This is a genomic window from Humibacter sp., assembly GCF_035547335.1.
GTDB lineage: Bacteria > Actinomycetota > Actinomycetes > Actinomycetales > Microbacteriaceae > Humibacter.
In genome coordinates, this window is sequence record NZ_DASZVF010000051.1 from 53,256 (window position 1) to 71,535 (window position 18,280).

General features: G+C 68.2%; 16 protein-coding genes. 12 read left to right on the plus strand and 4 right to left on the minus strand.

Annotation, left to right across the window (positions count from 1 at the left end; all coding sequences use genetic code 11):
- Positions 1-266 precede the first annotated feature (266 nt).
- The 9 genes from VHB92_RS10905 to VHB92_RS10945 all read left to right on the plus strand — a co-directional run bounded on the left by VHB92_RS10905 (position 267) and on the right by VHB92_RS10945 (position 9,479).
- Positions 267-1,142, plus strand: coding sequence for a phospholipase (locus tag VHB92_RS10905; RefSeq protein ID WP_325453777.1), 876 nt, complete (start codon positions 267-269; stop codon positions 1,140-1,142).
- Between the two features lie 293 nt (positions 1,143-1,435).
- Positions 1,436-2,194: a DNA alkylation repair protein gene (locus VHB92_RS10910; RefSeq protein WP_325453778.1), complete on the plus strand. Its 759-nt coding sequence runs from the start codon at positions 1,436-1,438 to the stop codon at positions 2,192-2,194.
- Positions 2,195-2,599: 405 nt separating this feature from the next.
- On the plus strand, positions 2,600-3,925 hold the full coding sequence (locus tag VHB92_RS10915; RefSeq protein ID WP_325453779.1) for an extracellular solute-binding protein: 1,326 nt from the start codon (positions 2,600-2,602) through the stop codon (positions 3,923-3,925).
- A gap of 14 nt (positions 3,926-3,939) precedes the next feature.
- Positions 3,940-4,899, plus strand: coding sequence for a sugar ABC transporter permease (locus VHB92_RS10920; RefSeq protein ID WP_325453780.1), 960 nt, complete (start codon positions 3,940-3,942; stop codon positions 4,897-4,899).
- Positions 4,896-5,783, plus strand: a complete 888-nt coding sequence (locus VHB92_RS10925; protein ID WP_325453781.1) for a carbohydrate ABC transporter permease — start codon at positions 4,896-4,898, stop codon at positions 5,781-5,783. The genes VHB92_RS10920 and VHB92_RS10925 overlap by 4 nt, the downstream gene beginning before the upstream one ends.
- A gap of 89 nt (positions 5,784-5,872) precedes the next feature.
- Positions 5,873-6,637 (plus strand): VOC family protein, encoded by a 765-nt coding sequence (locus VHB92_RS10930; RefSeq protein WP_325453782.1) that lies wholly within the window; start codon positions 5,873-5,875, stop codon positions 6,635-6,637.
- A complete protein-coding gene (locus VHB92_RS10935; RefSeq protein WP_325453783.1) occupies positions 6,634-7,611 on the plus strand; it encodes an aldo/keto reductase in 978 nt (325 codons plus the stop codon). Before VHB92_RS10930 ends, VHB92_RS10935 begins: the two co-directional genes overlap by 4 nt.
- Before the next feature lie 108 nt (positions 7,612-7,719).
- The gene (locus tag VHB92_RS10940) at positions 7,720-8,106 is read left to right on the plus strand and encodes a tautomerase family protein (protein WP_325453784.1); all 387 of its coding nucleotides are present in this window, start codon (positions 7,720-7,722) and stop codon (positions 8,104-8,106) included.
- Positions 8,103-9,479: a GH1 family beta-glucosidase gene (locus tag VHB92_RS10945; RefSeq protein ID WP_325453785.1), complete on the plus strand. Its 1,377-nt coding sequence runs from the start codon at positions 8,103-8,105 to the stop codon at positions 9,477-9,479. Before VHB92_RS10940 ends, VHB92_RS10945 begins: the two co-directional genes overlap by 4 nt.
- A 139-nt stretch (positions 9,480-9,618) precedes the next feature.
- Here the strand turns inward: VHB92_RS10945 and VHB92_RS10950 are convergent, their stop codons facing one another.
- The gene (locus VHB92_RS10950) at positions 9,619-10,836 is read right to left on the minus strand and encodes an ROK family transcriptional regulator (protein WP_325453786.1); all 1,218 of its coding nucleotides are present in this window, start codon (positions 10,834-10,836) and stop codon (positions 9,619-9,621) included.
- A gap of 577 nt (positions 10,837-11,413) precedes the next feature.
- Here VHB92_RS10950 and VHB92_RS10955 point away from each other — a divergent pair.
- Positions 11,414-12,250 carry an SDR family oxidoreductase gene (locus VHB92_RS10955; RefSeq protein WP_325453787.1) on the plus strand — a complete coding sequence of 279 codons (837 nt, stop codon included), beginning with the start codon at positions 11,414-11,416 and terminating at the stop codon, positions 12,248-12,250.
- A 215-nt stretch (positions 12,251-12,465) separates the two neighbouring features.
- Here VHB92_RS10955 and VHB92_RS10960 read toward each other — a convergent pair whose 3' ends face one another.
- Complete coding sequence (locus VHB92_RS10960; protein ID WP_325453788.1) at positions 12,466-13,281, minus strand: alpha/beta hydrolase; 816 nt, start codon at positions 13,279-13,281, stop codon at positions 12,466-12,468.
- An 85-nt stretch (positions 13,282-13,366) separates the two neighbouring features.
- Here VHB92_RS10960 and VHB92_RS10965 point away from each other — a divergent pair, with 85 nt between their 5' ends.
- Positions 13,367-14,284, plus strand: a complete 918-nt coding sequence (locus VHB92_RS10965; protein ID WP_325453789.1) for an AEC family transporter — start codon at positions 13,367-13,369, stop codon at positions 14,282-14,284.
- A gap of 157 nt (positions 14,285-14,441) precedes the next feature.
- Here VHB92_RS10965 and VHB92_RS10970 read toward each other — a convergent pair whose 3' ends face one another.
- On the minus strand, positions 14,442-15,293 hold the full coding sequence (locus VHB92_RS10970; protein WP_325453790.1) for an exodeoxyribonuclease III: 852 nt from the start codon (positions 15,291-15,293) through the stop codon (positions 14,442-14,444).
- Positions 15,294-15,343: 50 nt separating this feature from the next.
- Complete coding sequence (locus VHB92_RS10975) at positions 15,344-17,338, minus strand: DUF2207 domain-containing protein (RefSeq protein WP_325453791.1); 1,995 nt, start codon at positions 17,336-17,338, stop codon at positions 15,344-15,346.
- A 271-nt stretch (positions 17,339-17,609) separates the two neighbouring features.
- On the opposite strand from VHB92_RS10975, the gene pyrE reads away from it, so the two are divergent.
- Positions 17,610-18,158 carry an orotate phosphoribosyltransferase gene (pyrE, locus tag VHB92_RS10980; protein ID WP_325453792.1) on the plus strand — a complete coding sequence of 183 codons (549 nt, stop codon included), beginning with the start codon at positions 17,610-17,612 and terminating at the stop codon, positions 18,156-18,158.
- Positions 18,159-18,280: the final 122 nt, after the last annotated feature.

Below are 18,280 nucleotides of genomic sequence, written 5' to 3' on the forward strand. Positions count from 1 at the left end.
AAGCCTCAGGGGCGCGTGCCGTTCCGGCGGACGCCCCGACCCGACGGATGCCGCCTGTTGCCTCCGCGGGGCCTAAGGCCGGCGCGCAGTGCGCGCGTCGCGGCCGCCGTCGTGCCCCCACACGGCGGTGAGCCGTGCCGGCATCCGGGGTGACCGGCCCGCTCGGATGACGCCGCGCACGCGCGTGGCGGGCATCCGTTGCCCGGAAGGCGCGTACGCGTGCCGCCGAGTGGACGAAGCGGGGAAGCCCCCAGCATTGGAACCCTTTGACCTTCTTCACGAGAATCGCTCCAGACAACATCCGAAACTCGCTCCGCTCGCTGGTCGGAACGTCCGCTCGTCATCGCGGCTCGACCACCATCGCGCAGCACAAGCGCGCACTGATCGTCAGCGCTGCTGCGGCCGTCGCCGTGGCCGCCGTGGTCACCCCTGTGGTCGTGCAGAACGCGTACGCCGAGCCGGCCAAGCACACCGGTGTCGAGGCATCCGAGGTGGCCAAGGGCTCGCCCATCGACCCCATCTCCGATGACCACAAGGCGGCGCAGGACTCGTTCGACGCGCTCGCCGTTGCCCAGATCACCGAGCAGCAGGTGGCCGGCAGAGCCGACCTCACCGAGCTCGACGGCGCGATCTCCGCGCTCCAGCACAACTACTCGTCGGACGCTGGCACGCTGCACAAGCTGACCGCCGCAGCCGACACCGCGGTGGCGAACGCGAACAAGGCGGCGAAGGCTCACGATGCCGCCGTCGCAGCCGCGCAGAAGGCAGCAGCGGAGGCCGCCGCCAAGGCAGCTGCGGAAGCGCAAGCGGCCGCGGAGGCCCTTGCGCGCGTCAACACGCCGGATGGCGCTCGCTCGGTCGCGCAGTCCATGATGGCCAGCAAGTACGGGTGGGGAGCCGACCAGTTCCAGTGCCTGAACAGCCTGTGGAACCGCGAGTCCGGCTGGAACTACCAGGCCGAGAACCCGAGTGGTGCCACCGGCATCCCGCAGGCGCTCCCCGGCTCCAAGATGGCATCGGCCGGCAGCGACTGGGCCACGAACGCCGCCACGCAGATCTCGTGGGGCCTCGACTACATCGCGCGCGGCTACGGAACTCCGTGCGGCGCCTGGGGCCACTCGCAGTCGTCCGGCTGGTACTGATCCCGCGCTAGGCCGGCGGTCCTCCGTCCCGCCGGTGCGAGGCGTAGTCGCCCAGCGACTGCGCCACCGCATCAACCGCGTGACCGCGCCGTGAGATCGCGCCGTGAGATCGCGCTCGTGAGATCGCGTCTCACTCGCAGAGAATGCTCTTCCCCTCGGGGCGAAGAGCATTTTCTGCATTTCAAACGGGGTTCGGACTCGACGGCTGACGGACGCGATCGAGCGCGGGTGTCCGATCGGGTAGAAGCACCGGGCGACGCGGGCGCGACAGACGCGGAACGTACAGTGATGGCGTGGGCGATGTGGACCAGGCGCACGAGGTCGTCGCGGCGCTCGCATCCGTTGCGGATGCCGATGACGCCGCCTTTCTGCAGCGGTTCTTCAAGACGGCACCGGGCGAGTACGGCGAGGGCGACGTCTTCATCGGCGTGCGCGTGCCGGTGGTGCGTTCCGTCGTGAAGCGGCTCGGTCCGCTCGACCTGGACAGCATCCGTGAGCTGCTCGAGAGCCGCGTGCACGAGCACCGGCTCGCCGCCTTGGTGGGCCTGAATGCGCTGTTCGCTCGAGCGTCGGCATCCCGCGGGCGAGACGAGGCGGAGCGCGAACGCCTCGCCGGCTTCTACCTCAGCGTCGTGCGCGCAGGACGGGTGAACAACTGGGATCTCGTGGACGCCTCGGCGGAGTACGTGCTCGGCGAGTTCCTCGTCGACAAGCCGCGCGCCGTGCTGTTCGAGCTCGCGGACTCCGACGACCTCTGGTGGCGCCGGGTCGCGATGCTGTCCACGTTCGCGTTCATCAAGCGGTCGGATGCCTCCACGACGCTCGAGCTCGCGTCCCGCGTGCTCGACACGGGTGACCGGCGCGACCTCACGCAGAAGGCCGTCGGCTGGATGCTCCGCGAGGTCGGCAAGCGCGTCGACCGGGCGCTGCTCATCGCGTTCCTCGACGACAACGCGGCACGGATGCCCGCCGTCATGCTGTCCTACGCGACGGAGCACCTGAGCGCGGACGAGCGCGCAGCGTACCGCGCGCTGCGCATCCCGGCTCGCTGAGCGACATCCGATTGAGCCGGCGGGCAGCGGAATCGCGCTGAGCCTGCCGCGACGCCTTGATGCCCCTGTTGAGTCATTCGCCGCAGCCGTTTCACTCGCAGAAATTGTCGTCTGAGCGGATGCGCGCCGCATTTTCTGTCAGTGAGACGGATTCTCGATGGCGATCGCGAGGGCGGCAGCGATGGCGATGGCGGTGATGGCGGTGGTGCTGTGACGGAGACGGTGCGGCGGCCTCGGTGGGCGACGTGCAATGGCCGCACTCTCCGTTGACAAACTTCCTTACCTTGAGATAGAAAGTGACGACGGCGATCGAACCGGCAACATCCGGTGAGAGCCCAAACCGAGCACCCACTTGACAGCGCGGCCCGAAGGGACCGACGCCGACTCAACGAGGAGTAGTAGAGAATGCCAAGCAACCGCGGGTCATCCTTCTTCGCCGATGCGGCGAACGCCCCCATCACCCGTCGCGGCCTTCTGAAGGCGACGGGGGCCGGCGCCGCCGCCCTCGGGCTCACGGGCCTGTTGGCCGCCTGCTCGTCCGGTGGCCAGTCGTCATCCGGCGGCAAGGCCACCGTGCGCATGTGGACCTGGTACACCGAGGTGAAGGACACCCTGCCGAAGGTGATCGCCGACTTCGAGGCGAAGCATCCGAACATCAAGATCGAGAGCCGCATCTTCGGAACGCCCGACCAGTACCTGCCTGCGCTCACGGCGGCCGTCTCGGGCGGCGACGTGCCGGAGATCTTCGCCCCGCACGTGCGCGCCATCACGTACGGCGAGCAGGGCATCTCGGCCGACCTCAAGAAGGAGTTCGGATCGAGCTTCCTGAAGGGCTTCTTCCCGTCGACCAACCAGGAGTACACGAAGAACGGCAAGCAGTACGCGCTCGGGTTCGAGGCCCAGACGTTCGGCATCTTCTACGACCCCGACCTGTTCGCCAAGGCGGGCGTCGACGGCGAGCCGGAGACCTGGGACGACCTCATCGACGTCGCCGCGAAGATCAACGCCATCGGCAAGTCCGCCGTCTCGATCAGCTGCAACCCCGGCACCAGCGCGCTCGACTTCTTCCTGCCGCTCATCACGCAGGTCACGAACGACCCGACGTGGTACCTCAAGCTCGACCAGCTCGAGAAGGGCTACAGCTACACCAGCAAGCCCGTGGTGCAGGCGCTCGAGCTGAACGACAAGATCGTCAAGGCCAAGGTCTTCCAGCCGGGAACCACGGGCACCTCGGGCGACCAGTCGCAGCAGCTGTTCTACACGGGTGGCGCCGCGATGTTCTTCGCCGGATCGTGGACGCCGTCTGGTCTCATCCAGAACGCGTCGCCCGACTTCGTGAAGCGCTACAAGATCATGAAGACGCCCGCGATCAAGAGCGGTGCGCGGCATTGGACCGCCGACCAGGCGGGCGCCGGCCTCGCGGTCTCCGAGACGAGCAAGAACAAGGATGCCGCCCTCACGTTCCTCAAATACCTCTACTCCGAGGGCGTGTACTCGAAGCTCATGAACGCGTCGAGCGCGATGCCGTCGACGCAGGCCGCCGTCGAGCAGATCACCGATCCGCACGTGAAGCAGATGGCGGGATGGCTGAGCGACGGATGCCCGCACATCCCGTTCGGATCCGGCTCTTCCGCTGCCGGCGACCCGCTGCAGAAGATCTTCGACCAGACCGCGACCCCGGCCGAGGTGGCGAAGCAGATGCAGACCGCCGTCGAGAACGCACGAGGCTGAGCCGGGGCACCGACATGAGTTCTTCGTCATCCGCACTGCGTGTCGGAGCGCGGCAGCAGCCGCGCTCCGGCGCGCGGCTCTGGAAGCTGCAACGCGCCGAGCGCGTGGCGGGCTACGGCTTCGTCGTGCCGATCACGGTGCTGTTCGTGCTGTTCGTCGGCTGGCCGATCCTCTTCGCGATCTACCTGAGCTTCACCAGATGGAGCGGCTTCGGCAGCCCGACCGTGATCGGCGTGGACAACTACACGCGCATGTTCACCGACCCGGTTGCGGCGATCGCGTTCTGGAACACCATCCTGTTCGCGGTGGTCACGACAGTGCTGCAGACCGTCATCCCGATGATCATCGCCGTGCTGCTGAGCAACGTGTGGCGCGGCCTGAGCGTGGTGGTGCGCACCATCCTGTTCATCCCGGGGATCATCTCATTCGTCGTCTCCGGTGTGCTGTGGAAGCTCATCTACGACCCCAACCTCGGCACGCTGAACAACCTGCTCAAATCCATCGGACTCGGATCGTGGCAGCAGCACTGGCTCTCCGACCCCGCGCTCGTGATGCCCTCGATCATCGTCGTGTCGCTGTGGGGCGCGGTCGGCATGAACATGCTGATCTTCTTCGCCGGCATCCAGGGCGTGGATCCCACCTACTACGAGGCGGCGCAGGTCGACGGCGCGACTCGGTGGCAGCAGTTCCGCTACGTGACCGTGCCCAGCCTGCGAGTGGTGACGGCCATCGTGCTCAGCCTCAACCTGATGAACGGGTTCAAGGTGTTCGACCTCATCTACGTGATGACGGCGGGCGGGCCGAACCACGCATCCGAAGTGTTCGGCACCTACCTGTACAGCCTCGCGTTCGGCTCGACGGCGGGCTCGATCCCGCAACTCGGGTACGGCAGCGCGTTCAGCGTGATCGTCATGCTGCTATGCGGTGTCGCCGTGCTCGTTCAGATCGTGCTTTCGAGGAGGGCGAGCCGATGACCGCAGTAGCGACGCGCGACGAATCGGCGGCCAGGCTGGGCGCGAAGGATGACCGTCGACGCCGGCCGTTCCCTGTGGGGCGCTCGTTCGTGACGTTCATCCTGCTGGCGATCGCGGCCTTCACCATCTTCCCGCTCATCTGGCTCGTGCTGACCTCGATCCGGCCCGCGAACACGGTGTTCAGCGGCGGCTTCTGGCCGTCGTCGGTCTCGTTCAGCGCGTACGTCCGCGCCTGGAACTCGACCGACTTCGGCCTCCACTTCGCCAACAGCCTGTGGATCACGCTGGCCACCGTGCTCGGCGTGGTGATCTTCGCGTCGCTCGCCGGCTACGCCTTCGCGAAGCTGCGGTTCCCGTTCAAGAACGTCGTCTACGTGCTGCTGCTGGCGACGCTGATGATGCCGTCGACATCGCTGATCATCCCGCTCTACCTGCAGCTGAAGAGCTTCGGCCTGCTCAACACGCAGGCCGGGCTGATCGTGCTGTACGTGTCGAGCTCTGCGCCGTTCTCGATGTTCCTGATGCGGGCGTTCTTCGAGACGCTGCCGGACGAGCTCGTGCAGGCGGCGCGCATCGACGGCGCAGGCGAGTTCCAGATCTTCTGGCGCATCGTGCTTCCGCTCGCGCGGCCCGGCCTGGCCACCGTGATCATCTTCCAGTTCCTCGCCACCTGGAACGAGTTCATCTACGCCAACACGGTGCTGCAGAACACGAACGAGCTGCCGTTGCAGCCCGTGCTGTTCGGACTCGTCGGGCAGTACCAGACGGACTGGCCGACGTTGTGCGCAGGCCTTGCGATGTCGATCGTTCCGGTCGTGCTCGTCTACGTCTGGATGCAGCGCCAGTTCGTGGCGGGAATGACGCTCGGCGCCGTGAAGAGTTGACGAACCCACCCGCACCGCAGGCCGCGTGACGGCCGGTACCATCGCGCCCGGTTCGCCGGGCGAGCACCTCAACACCATGGAGAAGAAGCATGCCCATTCAGAACATCCAGCTGAACGTCGCCGACGTCGCCCGGTCCGTCGCGTTCTACCGCGACTTCATCGCGGCGGTGCCGGTCGGCCAGCCGACTGACGAGCGTGCCGTGCTCGACGTGGTGACGGCGACGATCGAACTCGTCAAGCTGGACTCGCCCACCGAATCGACGTGGACATCCGACGACCTGCAGCGCGGGTTCCGGCACATCGGCTTCAAGGTGAGCGGGTTGGATGCGCTCGCCGCGCGGCTGCACGAGGCCGGCGTGCCCTTCCACCTGGAGCCGCTCGAGGCGGAGGGAGAGGTGCGCATCACGTTCTTCTACGACCCTGACGGCGCGCTGCTCGAGCTCGTCGAGCGGGACCTGAAGTACAACACGGTCGTCGACGAGGAGCTCGTCGCCGCCGAATACGCGCTCGGCGTGCCCGACCGCCCGCGGTTCGACCATATTGCCCTGACGGTCGACGACTTCGAGGCGACCAAGGAGCACTACCGGCCGTTCGACTTCAGGCACCACGGCACGATCCTGCAGCCGCACGATCCGCGCGGGTTCCGCATCGACTACCTCAAGGGCGGCGACACAGTGCTCGAGGTGTTCACGTACCAGACGGAGAAGGAACTGCGCACTCCGCAGACGGATGCTCCCGGGTACGTGGCCGCCCGGCTGCGCGGTGCCCCGGTCGGCGACCCCGCGGTCGGGGAGGGCGCAGACGGCACGATCTACGCCGACCCCGACGGCTTCACGTACACGGTGGGCGCATGACGGTCACTCCGGACAGTGCGGACTGGATGCGTCCGCTCGGCGCGACCGGGCTCACCGTCTCGGCCGTCATCGTCGGCGGCGCACCGCTCGGCAGCATGCCGCAGAACTTCGGCTACGAGGTGGCGGAACAGGATGCCGTCAGACTCGTGCGGGACGTCCTCGCGAGCCCGCTGCGCACCATCGACACGTCCAACGGCTACTCCGGCGGGGAGAGCGAGCGCCGCATAGGGCTGGGCATCGCGAAGTACGCGGCCGAGCAGGGCGGCGTTCCGCAGGACCTCCTCGTCATCACGAAGGTGGATGCGCGCGACGGCGACTACTCGGGCGACCGCGTGCGGGCATCCGTTGCGGAGAGCAGCGAGCGGCTGGGCATCTCACCGCTGCCGCTCGTGCACCTGCACGACCCGGAGTTCCACGACTTCGACGCCATGACGGCGCCGGGAGGCGCTGTCGACACGCTCGCGCGGCTGCGGGAAGAGGGCGTGATCGGGCACATCGGGCTCGCCGGGGGCGACGTGCATGAGCTGGCGAGGTATCTCGAGCTCGGCGTCTTCGAGGTGCTGCTCGTGCACAACAGGTGGACCCTCGTCGACCACAGTGCGGAGGCGCTCATCCGGGATGCGCGCCAGCGCGGCATCGCCGTCGTGAACGCGGCCATCTACGGTGGCGGCATCCTCGCCAACCCTCGCGGCGGATCCACAACGTACGGATATCGCGCCGCGGCACCCGAGACGCTCGCCGCGATCGCCGCGATGGACGACCTGGCACACCGCCACGGTACGGACCTCGCGACCGTTGCGCTACAGGCGTCGCTGCGCGATCCGCTCGTGGACACCACGGTCGTGGGCTTCAGCAAGCCGGAGCGCATCGAGGCCATCGTGCGATCCACCCGCGTCGAGTTGCCCGACGAGTTCTGGGACGAGCTCGACGCGCTGAGGCCGCCACCGCACGTCTGGCTGGACGCGCTCGCCTGAGCGACCGCCGGCATCCGCCACCTACCAGCCCCGCACCGGCCACGGCCACGAACCGCTCGCAGCACCTACCGGCTGCGGCACGAACCATCCACATCGAAGGAGACATCCATGCCACTCGTCCGCGTCGACATGCACTCGAGCCTCGCCGACAAGAGGGAGGCGATCAGCGGCGCCATCCACGACGGACTCGTGAACGGGCTGCCCATGCCCGCCGACGACCTGTTCCAGATCTTCCGGCTGCACGAGCAGGGTGACCTCATCTACACGCCGACGTTCCCGGATGCGGCCCGCACCGACATCGTCTACATCCAGATCCTGCTGGCGAACATCTACCAGCCGGAGGACAAGCAGCGCATGTACGCGGCAGTCGTGGGCAACCTGGTCGAGGCCGGGCTCAAGCCGGACAACGTGCTCATCGCGCTCACCGAGAACGCGGGATCCGACTGGTTCGCGCCGTCCAAGGACTGGGAGCCGGCATCCGAGGTGTCCGCGTGAGCAACCGTGACGACTTCCCCGCCGACTTCACCTGGGGAACGGCCACCGCCGCCTACCAGGTCGAGGGTGCCGCCGCGGTCGACGGGCGCACGCCCAGCATCTGGGACACGTTCGCCAGGGTCGACGGGGCGATCGCCGACGGCACGACGGGCGACGTCGCCGACGATCACTACCACCGGTTCCTCGACGACGTGGAGTTGATGGCCTCCCTCGGCGTCAACTCCTATCGCTTCTCGATCTCGTGGTCGCGCCTCCTGCCGCACGGCGGCGACACGGTGAGCGAGGCGGGCGTGGAGTTCTACCGGCGGCTCGCGTCGGCGCTGCTCGAGCGCGGCATCCGGCCGTACGCGACGCTGTACCACTGGGACCTGCCGCAGGAGCTCGAGGATGCCGGTGGCTGGCTCGCGCGGGAGACCGCTGACGCGTTCGCCCGCTACGCGCGGCTTGCGGTGCGCGAGCTCGGCGACCTCGTCTCCGACTGGATCACGCTCAACGAGCCGTGGTGCTCGGCGTTCCTCGGGTACGCGTCCGGAGTGCACGCGCCGGGCAAGCAAGTCGGAACGACGGCTTCGCACGCCGTGCACCACCTGCTGCTCGGGCATGGGAAGGCCGTCGCGGCCATCCGTGAGGAGCGGCCTGAGGCATCCGTCGGCATCACGCTCAACCTGTACTCCACGCGCGCCGCATCGGATTCGGCAGCGGATGTAGACGCAGCCCGCCGCATCGACGGCCTGCAGAACCGGCTCTTCCTCGAGCCCGTGCTCGCCGGGCGCTACCCGGCGGACGTGCTCGACGACCTCGGCGAGCGGGACTGGTTCGAGGCGCAGCCCGAATCGGATGCGCGCACGATCGCGGAGCCGATCGACTTTCTGGGCGTGAACTACTACAGCCGGCACACGACTGCGGCCGGCGAGGCGTCGCCCGGCACGGTGAGCGCGAACCCGGGAAGCGAGTTCGTGCGATTCGTCGACACGAGCGCACCTCGCACGCAGATGGGCTGGGAGATCCACCCGGACGGGCTGGTCGACGTGCTCGAGCAGGCGCACTCGTATGCGCCCGACCTGCCGCTGTTCGTCACCGAGAACGGGTCGGCGTACGAGGACACGGTGAATGCTGATGGCTCGGTCGACGATCCGGCGCGCGCCGAGTACCTGCGACTGCACGTGGATGCCTGTGCAGAAGCGCTGCGCCGCGGCATCCCGTTGCGCGGCTACTTCTGCTGGTCGCTGATGGACAACTGGGAGTGGGCGTGGGGACTCTCGCGCCGCTTCGGCCTGGTCTACGTGGACTACGAGACGCAGCAGCGCACGGTGAAGTCGAGTGGCGAGTGGCTCCGGCAGTTCCTCGCGGGCGAGGCGCGCGCTGCGGCGTGAGCGCGTCCCACCTTAACCGCCGCACTGTACCGCCGGTTGGGCTTGTCGAAACCGCTGCGCCTTACCGCCGGTTGAGCTTGTCGAAACCGGTATGCGGGGCTTGCCGGGTTTCGACGGGCTCAACGCTCGGTGCTTTGCTTCAGGCGCGAGCGTGATGCGGCGTGAGGTGGCTGTGCAGCACGACGGATGCCGCCCCTCGCGCCGCAGCCCCCGGCCCGGTCTCGCCCATCTCGACGGCCACCGGATGCACCTTGCGCATGAACGCCAGCCGGTCGAGCACGTCGCGAACGATCTCCAGGTAGATCGGACCGGCGGTGGCGAAGCCCGGTCCCGCCAGGTAGACGCGGTCGAGGTCGAAGATGTTGGCGAGACCGAGCACGGCCGTCGCCAGGTACTTGGCCGACTGTCGTACGAGCTCCTCGGCGTCGGAGTCTCCCGTCATCGCGGCGGTCGCGATCGTCGCGAACGACGTGCGCACATCCTCGCCCTCCCGCTCGGCCAGGTTCAGGCGTGCCCACAGCTGCTCGTGCTCACGCGCGCTGCGCACAATGGCGGCGGGCGTGGCCATGACCTCGAGGCATCCGCGCGCGCCGCAGAAGCACTCAGGCCCGTCGACGTCGAGCGACAGGTGCCCGATCTCGCCCGCGTTCGAGGATGCGCCGCGATAGACATCCCCGTTGATCACGAGGCCGCAGCCGATGCCCGTCGCCATGTAGATCGTGGCGAAGTCGTGAGCCGTCGAGACGCGGCCGGACCAGAACTCGCCCAGCGCGGCGCAGTTGGCGTCGTTCTCCAGGATGACGGGCAGGTCGGTCGCTTCGCAGAGGGCCGCCTCGATCGCGAACTCCTCCCACTCTCCGGTGTGGCGCGAGGAGCGCAGAACGCCGCCGGAGGTGTCCTGGCGTCCGGCGCCGGAGACGCCGATGCCGATCACGTCGCTGCGCGAGACGCTGTGCTTGTCGAGGAAGCGCCCGATCTCCCTCGCCACCCGGTCGATGACCGTCTGCGGTTTGCTGCGGCCCGAGCCGGGGATCGAGTGACTGTGCAGCGCCATGCCGTTGAGGTCGCACAGCACGAGCGAGATGCGGGCGTAGTCGAGCGAGACGCCGAGTGCGTACCGGGATGCCGCGTTCAGCTCGAGCAGCACGGGCCGCTTGCCGCCCGTCGACTCGGCGAACCCCGCCTCCACGACCAGCCCGCCGTCGATGAGCGTGCGCACGATCTTGGAGATCGTGGCCTCGGTGAGACCGGACTTCTCCGACAGCTCGATGCGGCTCACTCGGCCGCTGGAGCGGATGAGGTCGAGGATCGCGCTGCGGGTGTCGGCGGATGAAGCGCCCTTGAGCCGGCGAGGCATCTGTCCCTCTACCTCCAATTACTTACCTTAACGAAGTATATTCGCGAAGTGCTGTGGGCCCGGTGAGCGGCGCACTGCGGTGGTGGGGAGTGCTGTGGGGGCGCCTTGTTGCGGCGCGGTGGGGCGTGCTTTGGGGCGGACGCGCGGTGGGGCGTGCTATGTCGAGCCGGTGTGCGTGTGCGCGTGCGGCGCCCCCAAGGCCCACGGGGTACCGGCGGGCGGTTTCACTCGCAGAAAATGTTGACGTTCTTGGCACCGTCCGCACTTTCTGTCAGTGAGACGGGTGCTGGATGCGACGCGACCCAAGCCGTCCCACGGCCGCGCCGCCCAGCGCATGGCGACCGCCGGCCCACGCCGCCCAGGGCACGCGATTGCTGGCCCGCGCCGCCGAGTGCAACGGCTCACGCCGCCTCAGCGCGCGGCGGCCGCGTGCCGGCAGTGACCGGCGGGCGGTTTCACTCGCAGAAAGCGTCGACGCTCTCGGCACCGTCCGCGTTATCTGTCGGTGAGACGGGTTCTGGATGCGACGCGATCCCGCCGCCTCGAGCCGCACCGCGGACCCGCGACAATAGAACGCATGGCACGAACGGTTCGAGGCGCGCGCATCCTCATCACGGGTGCGGCGAGCGGCATGGGAAGGCTCTACGCGGAGCGGGCCGTGCTCGAGGGTGCGAAGTCGGTGGTGCTGTGGGATGTCGATCGCGAAGCACTCGACGAGCTCGCCGAAGTGCTTCGTGCCGTTGCCGAGCCGGGATCCGCTGTCTTCCCGTTCGTCGTCGACGTCAGCGAGCTCGGCGCGATCGCGCAGGCCGCGCACAAGACGCGGAAGGCGGCGGGCGATCCGGACATCCTCATCAACAACGCCGGCATCGTGCGCGGCGCCCTGTTCTGGGAGCACGACAACGGCGACGACACCCGCAAGATCATGCAGGTGAATGCCCTCGCGCCCATGTACGTCACGCGCGAGTTCCTCCCGGCGATGATCAAGGATGCCTACCGCGCCAAGCGCATCGTGAACATCGCGTCGGCCGCGGGGCTGCTCTCGAATCCGCGCATGAGTGTTTACGCGGCATCCAAGTGGGCGGTGATCGGCTGGAGCGACTCGCTCAGGCTCGAGCTCGAGCGCGAAGACCACGGCAACGTCAAGGTCACCACCGTCGCCCCGAGCTACATCGACACCGGCATGTTCGAGGGCGCGCGCGGTCCGCTTCTGACGCCGGTCATGCGGCCCGAATACGTGGCGGACAGGGTCTGGGATGCCATGCTCGCCGGACGCCCGCTGCTCACGCTGCCCAGGTCGGTCGCGCTGGCCAGAGCGCTGAAAGGCGTGCTGCCCGTGCGGGCCTGGGACGCGATCGCCGGACCCGTCTTCGGCGTGTACTCGTCGATGGACGGATTCGTCGGGCGGCGCTGAGCACAGCTACCGGTGGTGGAGCTTGACCTACTTGCCCCTGGTTGAGCCTGTCGACACCAGCTCCTCCCGGGAGTCGGGTCTCGACAGGCTCAACCCGCGGTGGAAGGGCTCAATCCGCGGTGGGCCGGGGTGTCCACACGCTCAACCGGGGGGTTCGCGGGTGGGTTCCGACAAGCTCAACCCGCGGTCCAGGGACTCAACCCACGGGTGCGACGTCAGAGGCCGTGCTTCGTCAGCCAACCGCGGAGCACCGCGTTGAACTCGTCCGGATGCTCGACGCTCGGCAGGTGCGCCGTGTCGCTGAAGATGTATCCCTCCGCCCGCGACAGCGCCGAGACGAGGAACGCCTGCGCGGCGAGCTCCGGGGACAGGTCGAACTCGCCCACCGTGGCGAGCAACGGCACCTGGAGGTCGTTGATCGCCTCGTATGCTGTCGGGTCCGCCGGCGCGGCGATGGGCGCTTCGGGTCGATGCCCGGCGTTGGGCCGGTTCAGCGCGTACGCGGTGCTGACGAAGTCCGGGTCGAGAGTGGCGGCATCCCTGGTGGGCGCGATCGCCCATAGTCGCGTCTCGAGCTCGACGACGCGCGGCCAGTCCTGTTGCGCGTAGGCGTCGTCGATGGAGTCGAACGCGGCATCCTCGGCATCCGTCAGCTCGACATCCGGAAGCCCGCTCGGCGTCGATCCGACCGTGACGACACCCGTGATGCGGTCCGGAGCCTCGAGTGCGAGGTCGAGCCCGATCCGGCCGCCACGCGACGAGCCGACCACACAGGCCCGCTGCACGCCGAGGTGGTCGAGCACATCGAGCGCATCCGTTCGATCGCTGAACGTCACATCCTCGGTGCGGGTCTGGCCGAAGCCTCGCGTGTCGAAGCGCACGACGTAGTGATCCTCGACGAGCGTGGGCACGAGGCAGTCCCACATGCGCAGCGACGCGATGCCGGCGTGGATGAGCAGCACGGCGGGAGCGGATGCCGGCCCCTCGGCCTCGTAGTACAGCTCGGCTCCCGGCACGCTGAGGTGTGGCATGATCCGAGCCTACGGTGGCCCCGCCGCATGGCAACGCGTTGTCATCCGGCGTCGAGCACGTCGCCGGTATCCGTAGGCTTGAGCGGTGACAGGCGTGCTGATCGGGTTCGGGATCATCGCGTTCGTCATTGTGGTCGGCTACATCGCGGGCCGTCTCGGCGTCGGAGGCCCGTCGGCCGGATTCGTGCTCAACCGGGTCGCGTTCTTCGTGACCAACCCGGCGCTGCTGTTCACCGTGCTGGCCAAGGCCGACCTGCACGAGGTGTTCTCCGCCAGCGTCGTCATCGCCGCGGTCTCCGCCGTCGTCACCGCGGGCGTCTTCGTTCTCGCCAGCCGGCTGTTCTTCCGCCGCTCCGCCGCCGAGACCACCATCGGCGCGCTCGGTGCCGGCTACGTCAACGCCAACAACATCGGCATCCCCGTCGCGCTGTACGTGCTGGGCAACGCGTCGTTCGTCGCACCCGTGCTGCTGCTGCAGCTGATCGTGTTCGCGCCTACCGCGCTCGTCGTGCTCGACATCACGTCGCACGGGCGGGCATCCATCCGCGGCATCCTGTTGCAGCCGGTGCGCAATCCGATGATCCTGGCCTCGCTCGCCGGACTGGCTCTCGACCTGTCCGGATGGAAGGTTCCGGATGCCGTCTTCCAGCCGTTCGACCTGCTCGGCGGCGCCGCGGTTCCGCTCGTGCTGCTCGCGTTCGGCATGTCGCTGCGCGGGGCGAAGCCGCTGCGTGCGGCGCACGAGCGGATGCCGATCGTCGCCGCGTCCCTCGGCAAGGTGGTCTTCATGCCGCTGGTGGCATGGATCGTCGCGCTGCTGCTCGGCCTGCACGGACACGAGCTGTTCGCCGCGGTGGCGCTCGGCGCGCTGCCGACGGCGCAGAACGTCTTCAACTTCGCCAGCCGCTATCAACGCGGCGAGGCGCTCGCCCGCGACACCGTGCTCGTGACGACGATTGCGGCGATCCCTGCGCTGCTCATCATCGCGTGGCTGCTCGCCTGAGGCACTGCGGCCGCTGGTATCGAGAGTTGAGCGTGTCCCGAGGGTTGAGCTTGTCCCGAGGGTTGAGCTTGTCGAAACCCGACCGCGGTGTTTGGGGTTTCGACAAGCTCAACCCGCGGGGCGGGGTTTCGACGGGTTCAACTCGCAGATCGGGGGCTCAGCCGAAGATCATCGGGCGGTCCTCGTCCTCATTGCCCCCGTGCAGCGAGAGGTCGAGGTCGACGAGCACGGGCACGTGGTCGCTCGGGGCGTCGCCCTTGCGCTCGTTCCGATGGATGCTCGCATGCGTCACGAGGTCTGCGAACGGCTGGGAGCCGAGGATGAAGTCGATGCGCAGGCCCTCGTTGCGGGGGAAGCGCAGCTGCTTGTAGTCCCAGTACGTGAAGCCCTCCGGCTGGTACTGGCGCACGACATCCGTGAAGCCGATGGACTCGAACTCGGCGAACGCCTCACGCTCGGGCGCGGAGATGTGCGTGGACAAGCCGGGCACGAGGCTGGGGTCGCCCACGTCGGCATCCGTCGGTGCGATGTTCCAGTCGCCCATCAGCGCGAGCGGCTGGTCGGGCTTGTCGGCCAGCCAGCCGCGGGCATCCGCCGCGAGCGTGGCGAGCCAGTCGAGCTTGTATCTGTAGTGCGGGTCCTGGAGCGAACGCCCGTTCGGCACGTAGAGGCTCCACAGCCGCATGCCTGCGACCGTGACGCCCATCGCCCTGGCCTCCTTGGGCAGGTCGACGCCTTCCTCGCCCTTGGCGAAGCCGGGCATGCCCTCGAACTCGGTGACGACATCCTGCAGGGGGGAGCGCGACGCGAACGCGACACCGTTCCACTGGCTGAAACCGTGCAGGGCGACCTCGTAGCCTGCCGCCTCGAACGCCTCGAGCGGGAACTGCTCCGGCTTGCACTTGATCTCCTGCATCGCCAGAACATCGACGTCTTCGCGCGCCAGCCAGTCCACGATGCGGCCGACGCGGGCGCGGATGGAGTTCACGTTCCAGGTGGCCACACGCATGCCGTCAATCTATCGGGTGCGACCGACAGCACCTATGCGGTGAGCGAGGGCTACCAGCCGCCCCCGCCGCCGCCTCCTCCTCCGCCGCCGGAGAAGCCGCCGCCCCCTGACCCTCCGAAGGAGCTCGAGCTTCCGCTGGACGATGCGGGCGTCGTCGCGAAGCTCGACGTGGAGACGGCGCTCGACCACAGTGCGAGGGTGAGGAAGGGAGAGGGGCCGCTGTACCAGTCGGGCGAGCTCTCGCCGGTGGTCGCGTAGCGGTCCTGCAGCACCTTCACCCACTGCTCGGAGACGCCGAGCACCATGGCGTACGGCAGCACCTTCTCGTACAGCTTGATGACGGCGCCGCTGTCGTTGACGTCGATGCGCTCGGCGGTCGTGGGGCTCTGCAGGAATGCCAGGCGGTCCTTCTCTGCGAGCTCGATGTACTGCCGCAGGCCTTCGAGGTGATCGCGAACCCTGGCGCCGTCATCCGTGATGCGCAGCCGGCGCCTGCTCAGCGCCAGAAGCACGAGCGCGAACACGGCTGCCGCCACGTCGGGAACCACCACCCACCAGACACCGGCGTGGTTGGCGGCGGCGAACGCCAGGTGACCGATCGACAGCACGAAGAGAACCAGGAACGCGAACCGCACCCACCGGTTCGCCGTGCTCTTCGGCCTGGTGCGCAACCCGAGCTCGGTGACCCTTTTGACGGCGGATGCCCTCTGAGTCGCAAGCGCGTCGCCCAGGGAACGATCCGTCTGGTCCAGGACGCGCCGCCGCCCGACGCCCGCCTTCGGGAACAGCGCGCCGAGCAGCGAGATCTCCGACTGGTCGAGTCCCGACCAGTTCGTGGTGAGCAGCGTGACCGTGTAGCGGGAGCTGCTCGGGGCATCCGCATTCTCGGTGATCGTGAGGTACTTGCGCACCGCGAGTCCGACCAGTTCGGCCGGGAAGGCGGCACTCGTCTTGCCGAGAAAGTCGGCGGCGAGCATGGGCCAGACTCCGGGAGGTGCGTCGTACTCCGGCACGATGATGCCCCTGCCCCTGGCATCGCGGAACGGGCCGGTTCGCAGGTAGATCACCCATCCCACGCCGGCCAGCAGCGGAATGAAGAACAGCCACGGCACAACGGTCCACTGCCAGGCCTGCTGCGCGTGCGGCGGCTCCGCGAAGGCGGAGTTCGCGAACCCGATGGCGACCGTGAGCGATTTGTAATAGCTGAGGCCCTGCACGCTGGACACGATGGAGTCGCGCTCGGAGGCGATGGTGCACGGCTTCTCGGAGACGCCCTCGGCCGATTCGGCAGCGGACGGGTAACACGCCTTCTTGCCGTTCAGCGCGGCGGCCGTGCCGTCATGCAGTCGGATGCGCACGGATGCCTCGCCGATGACGGAATCCCACCCGGTGCCGTTGACGTCCCAGTAGAGCTCGGCGTCGTCGGTGTCGGCGAAGTGCCACACCACGTTCTTCAGCGTGTACCGGATGACGTACGTCTTCGATCCGTGCACATACGTGTTCTTGTCGCCGATGCGCAGCACCATCATGTCGTCGCCGTAGCCCGCGTCGTCGCTGTCGACCGTCGCGTACGGCTGCGGAGTGCCGTGCACGTCGGTGATCGAGACCACGTGCGGGTGCAGCGCGATGTCCTGGTTGTACGTGGGGATCGCCCGCTCGATGCCGTGGTTCACGTCGCTCTCCGGGAAGCGGACGGCGATGGTCTCGGTGACGGTCATCGACGAGTTCTTGGCGGCATCCCGGTGCAGATCGAACACGGCGTCGAACCTGTCGACCGTCAGGGCCGCGACGGGGTCTGCGCTGAACGGTGCGACGACACCGGCGGATGCCCTCGACGCCACCGACCCGGCGGATGCTGCGGATGTCGTCGCCCGAGACGCCACAGCGGCCGAGGAGACACCGGCTCCGGTCGAGTGCGGAGAGGCCGACGACGCGTGCGTCGTGGATGCCTGTGCTGGCGCGTTCGCCGCGGCCATGCCGAGCGCACCGAGTGCGCACAGCGTGATGGCGGCTGCTGCCGTTCGAGCGACGTGTGCGAGGCGCATCGCACCAGGCTACCGAGGGCCCACCAGTGGCCACCGCTGGTCGAACTGACCACCGCTGGTTGAGCTGACCACCGCTGGTTGAGCTTGTCGAAACCGAGCGAGGGACGAAGGGGCGGTGTTTCGGCAGGCTCAACCCGCGGTGGCGGGGTTTCGGCAGGCTCAACCCCCGGTGGCCGGGTTTCGACGGGCTCAACCCTCGGTGGCGGGCTCAACCCGCGGTGGAAGAGCAGTTCCAGGGGTCTCCCATCCGGGGGGTCGGTAATCTGGGGGCGTGACCGACACTCGTCAGCAGCTCATCGACCACATCTCGAACGAGGCCGTCTTCCACGGCGACTTCACTCTGACGAGCGGCAAGAAGGCATCCTTCTACGTGGACCTGCGCAAGGTCAGCCTCGACCACCGCGTCGCGCCTCTCATCGGCCAGGTCATGCTCGACCTCATCGCGGACGTGCCGGATGTGACGGCCGTCGGCGGCATGACCATGGGCGCCGACCCGGTCGCGGCGGCGATCCTGCACCAGGGCGCTGCGCGCGGTCTGGCGTACGACGCGTTCGTGGTGCGCAAGGAGCCCAAGGACCACGGTCGCGGCAAGCAGGTCGAGGGTCCCGAGCTCGAGGGCAAGCGCGTGATCGTGCTCGAAGACACGTCGACGACGGGCGGTTCCCCGCTCAAGGCTGTGGAGGCGCTGATGAAGGTCGGAGCGGAGATCGCGGCCGTCGCGGTCGTCGTCGACCGCAACACCGGTGCGCGTGAAGTCATCGAGCAGGCCGGTTACCCGTACCTCGCTGCCATCGGACTGGATGATCTGGGTCTGTCATAGTGCCGGATAGCAACACCCCTGGGCCGGAAGGACCCGATCGACCCGACGACGACCTCGCGTCGTTGTTCGGAGCCGTAGGCGACGCCGGTGACGAACCCGAGCCGAACGAGCCGCCGGCGGAC

Bases quoted from the DNA above. Each gene is read 5' to 3' on its own strand.
- VHB92_RS10935 (WP_325453783.1), top strand. From the start codon at position 6,634: ATGACGGTCACTCCGGACAGTGCGGACTGGATGCGTCCGCTCGGCGCG.
- VHB92_RS10960 (WP_325453788.1), bottom strand. From the start codon at position 13,281: ATGCCACACCTCAGCGTGCCGGGAGCCGAGCTGTACTACGAGGCCGAG.
- VHB92_RS10950 (WP_325453786.1), bottom strand. From the start codon at position 10,836: ATGCCTCGCCGGCTCAAGGGCGCTTCATCCGCCGACACCCGCAGCGCG.
- VHB92_RS10940 (WP_325453784.1), top strand. From the start codon at position 7,720: ATGCCACTCGTCCGCGTCGACATGCACTCGAGCCTCGCCGACAAGAGG.
- VHB92_RS10915 (WP_325453779.1), top strand. From the start codon at position 2,600: ATGCCAAGCAACCGCGGGTCATCCTTCTTCGCCGATGCGGCGAACGCC.
- VHB92_RS10970 (WP_325453790.1), bottom strand. From the start codon at position 15,293: ATGCGTGTGGCCACCTGGAACGTGAACTCCATCCGCGCCCGCGTCGGC.
- VHB92_RS10955 (WP_325453787.1), top strand. From the start codon at position 11,414: ATGGCACGAACGGTTCGAGGCGCGCGCATCCTCATCACGGGTGCGGCG.
- VHB92_RS10930 (WP_325453782.1), top strand. From the start codon at position 5,873: ATGCCCATTCAGAACATCCAGCTGAACGTCGCCGACGTCGCCCGGTCC.
- VHB92_RS10920 (WP_325453780.1), top strand. From the start codon at position 3,940: ATGAGTTCTTCGTCATCCGCACTGCGTGTCGGAGCGCGGCAGCAGCCG.
- VHB92_RS10975 (WP_325453791.1), bottom strand. From the start codon at position 17,338: ATGCGCCTCGCACACGTCGCTCGAACGGCAGCAGCCGCCATCACGCTG.
- VHB92_RS10925 (WP_325453781.1), top strand. From the start codon at position 4,896: ATGACCGCAGTAGCGACGCGCGACGAATCGGCGGCCAGGCTGGGCGCG.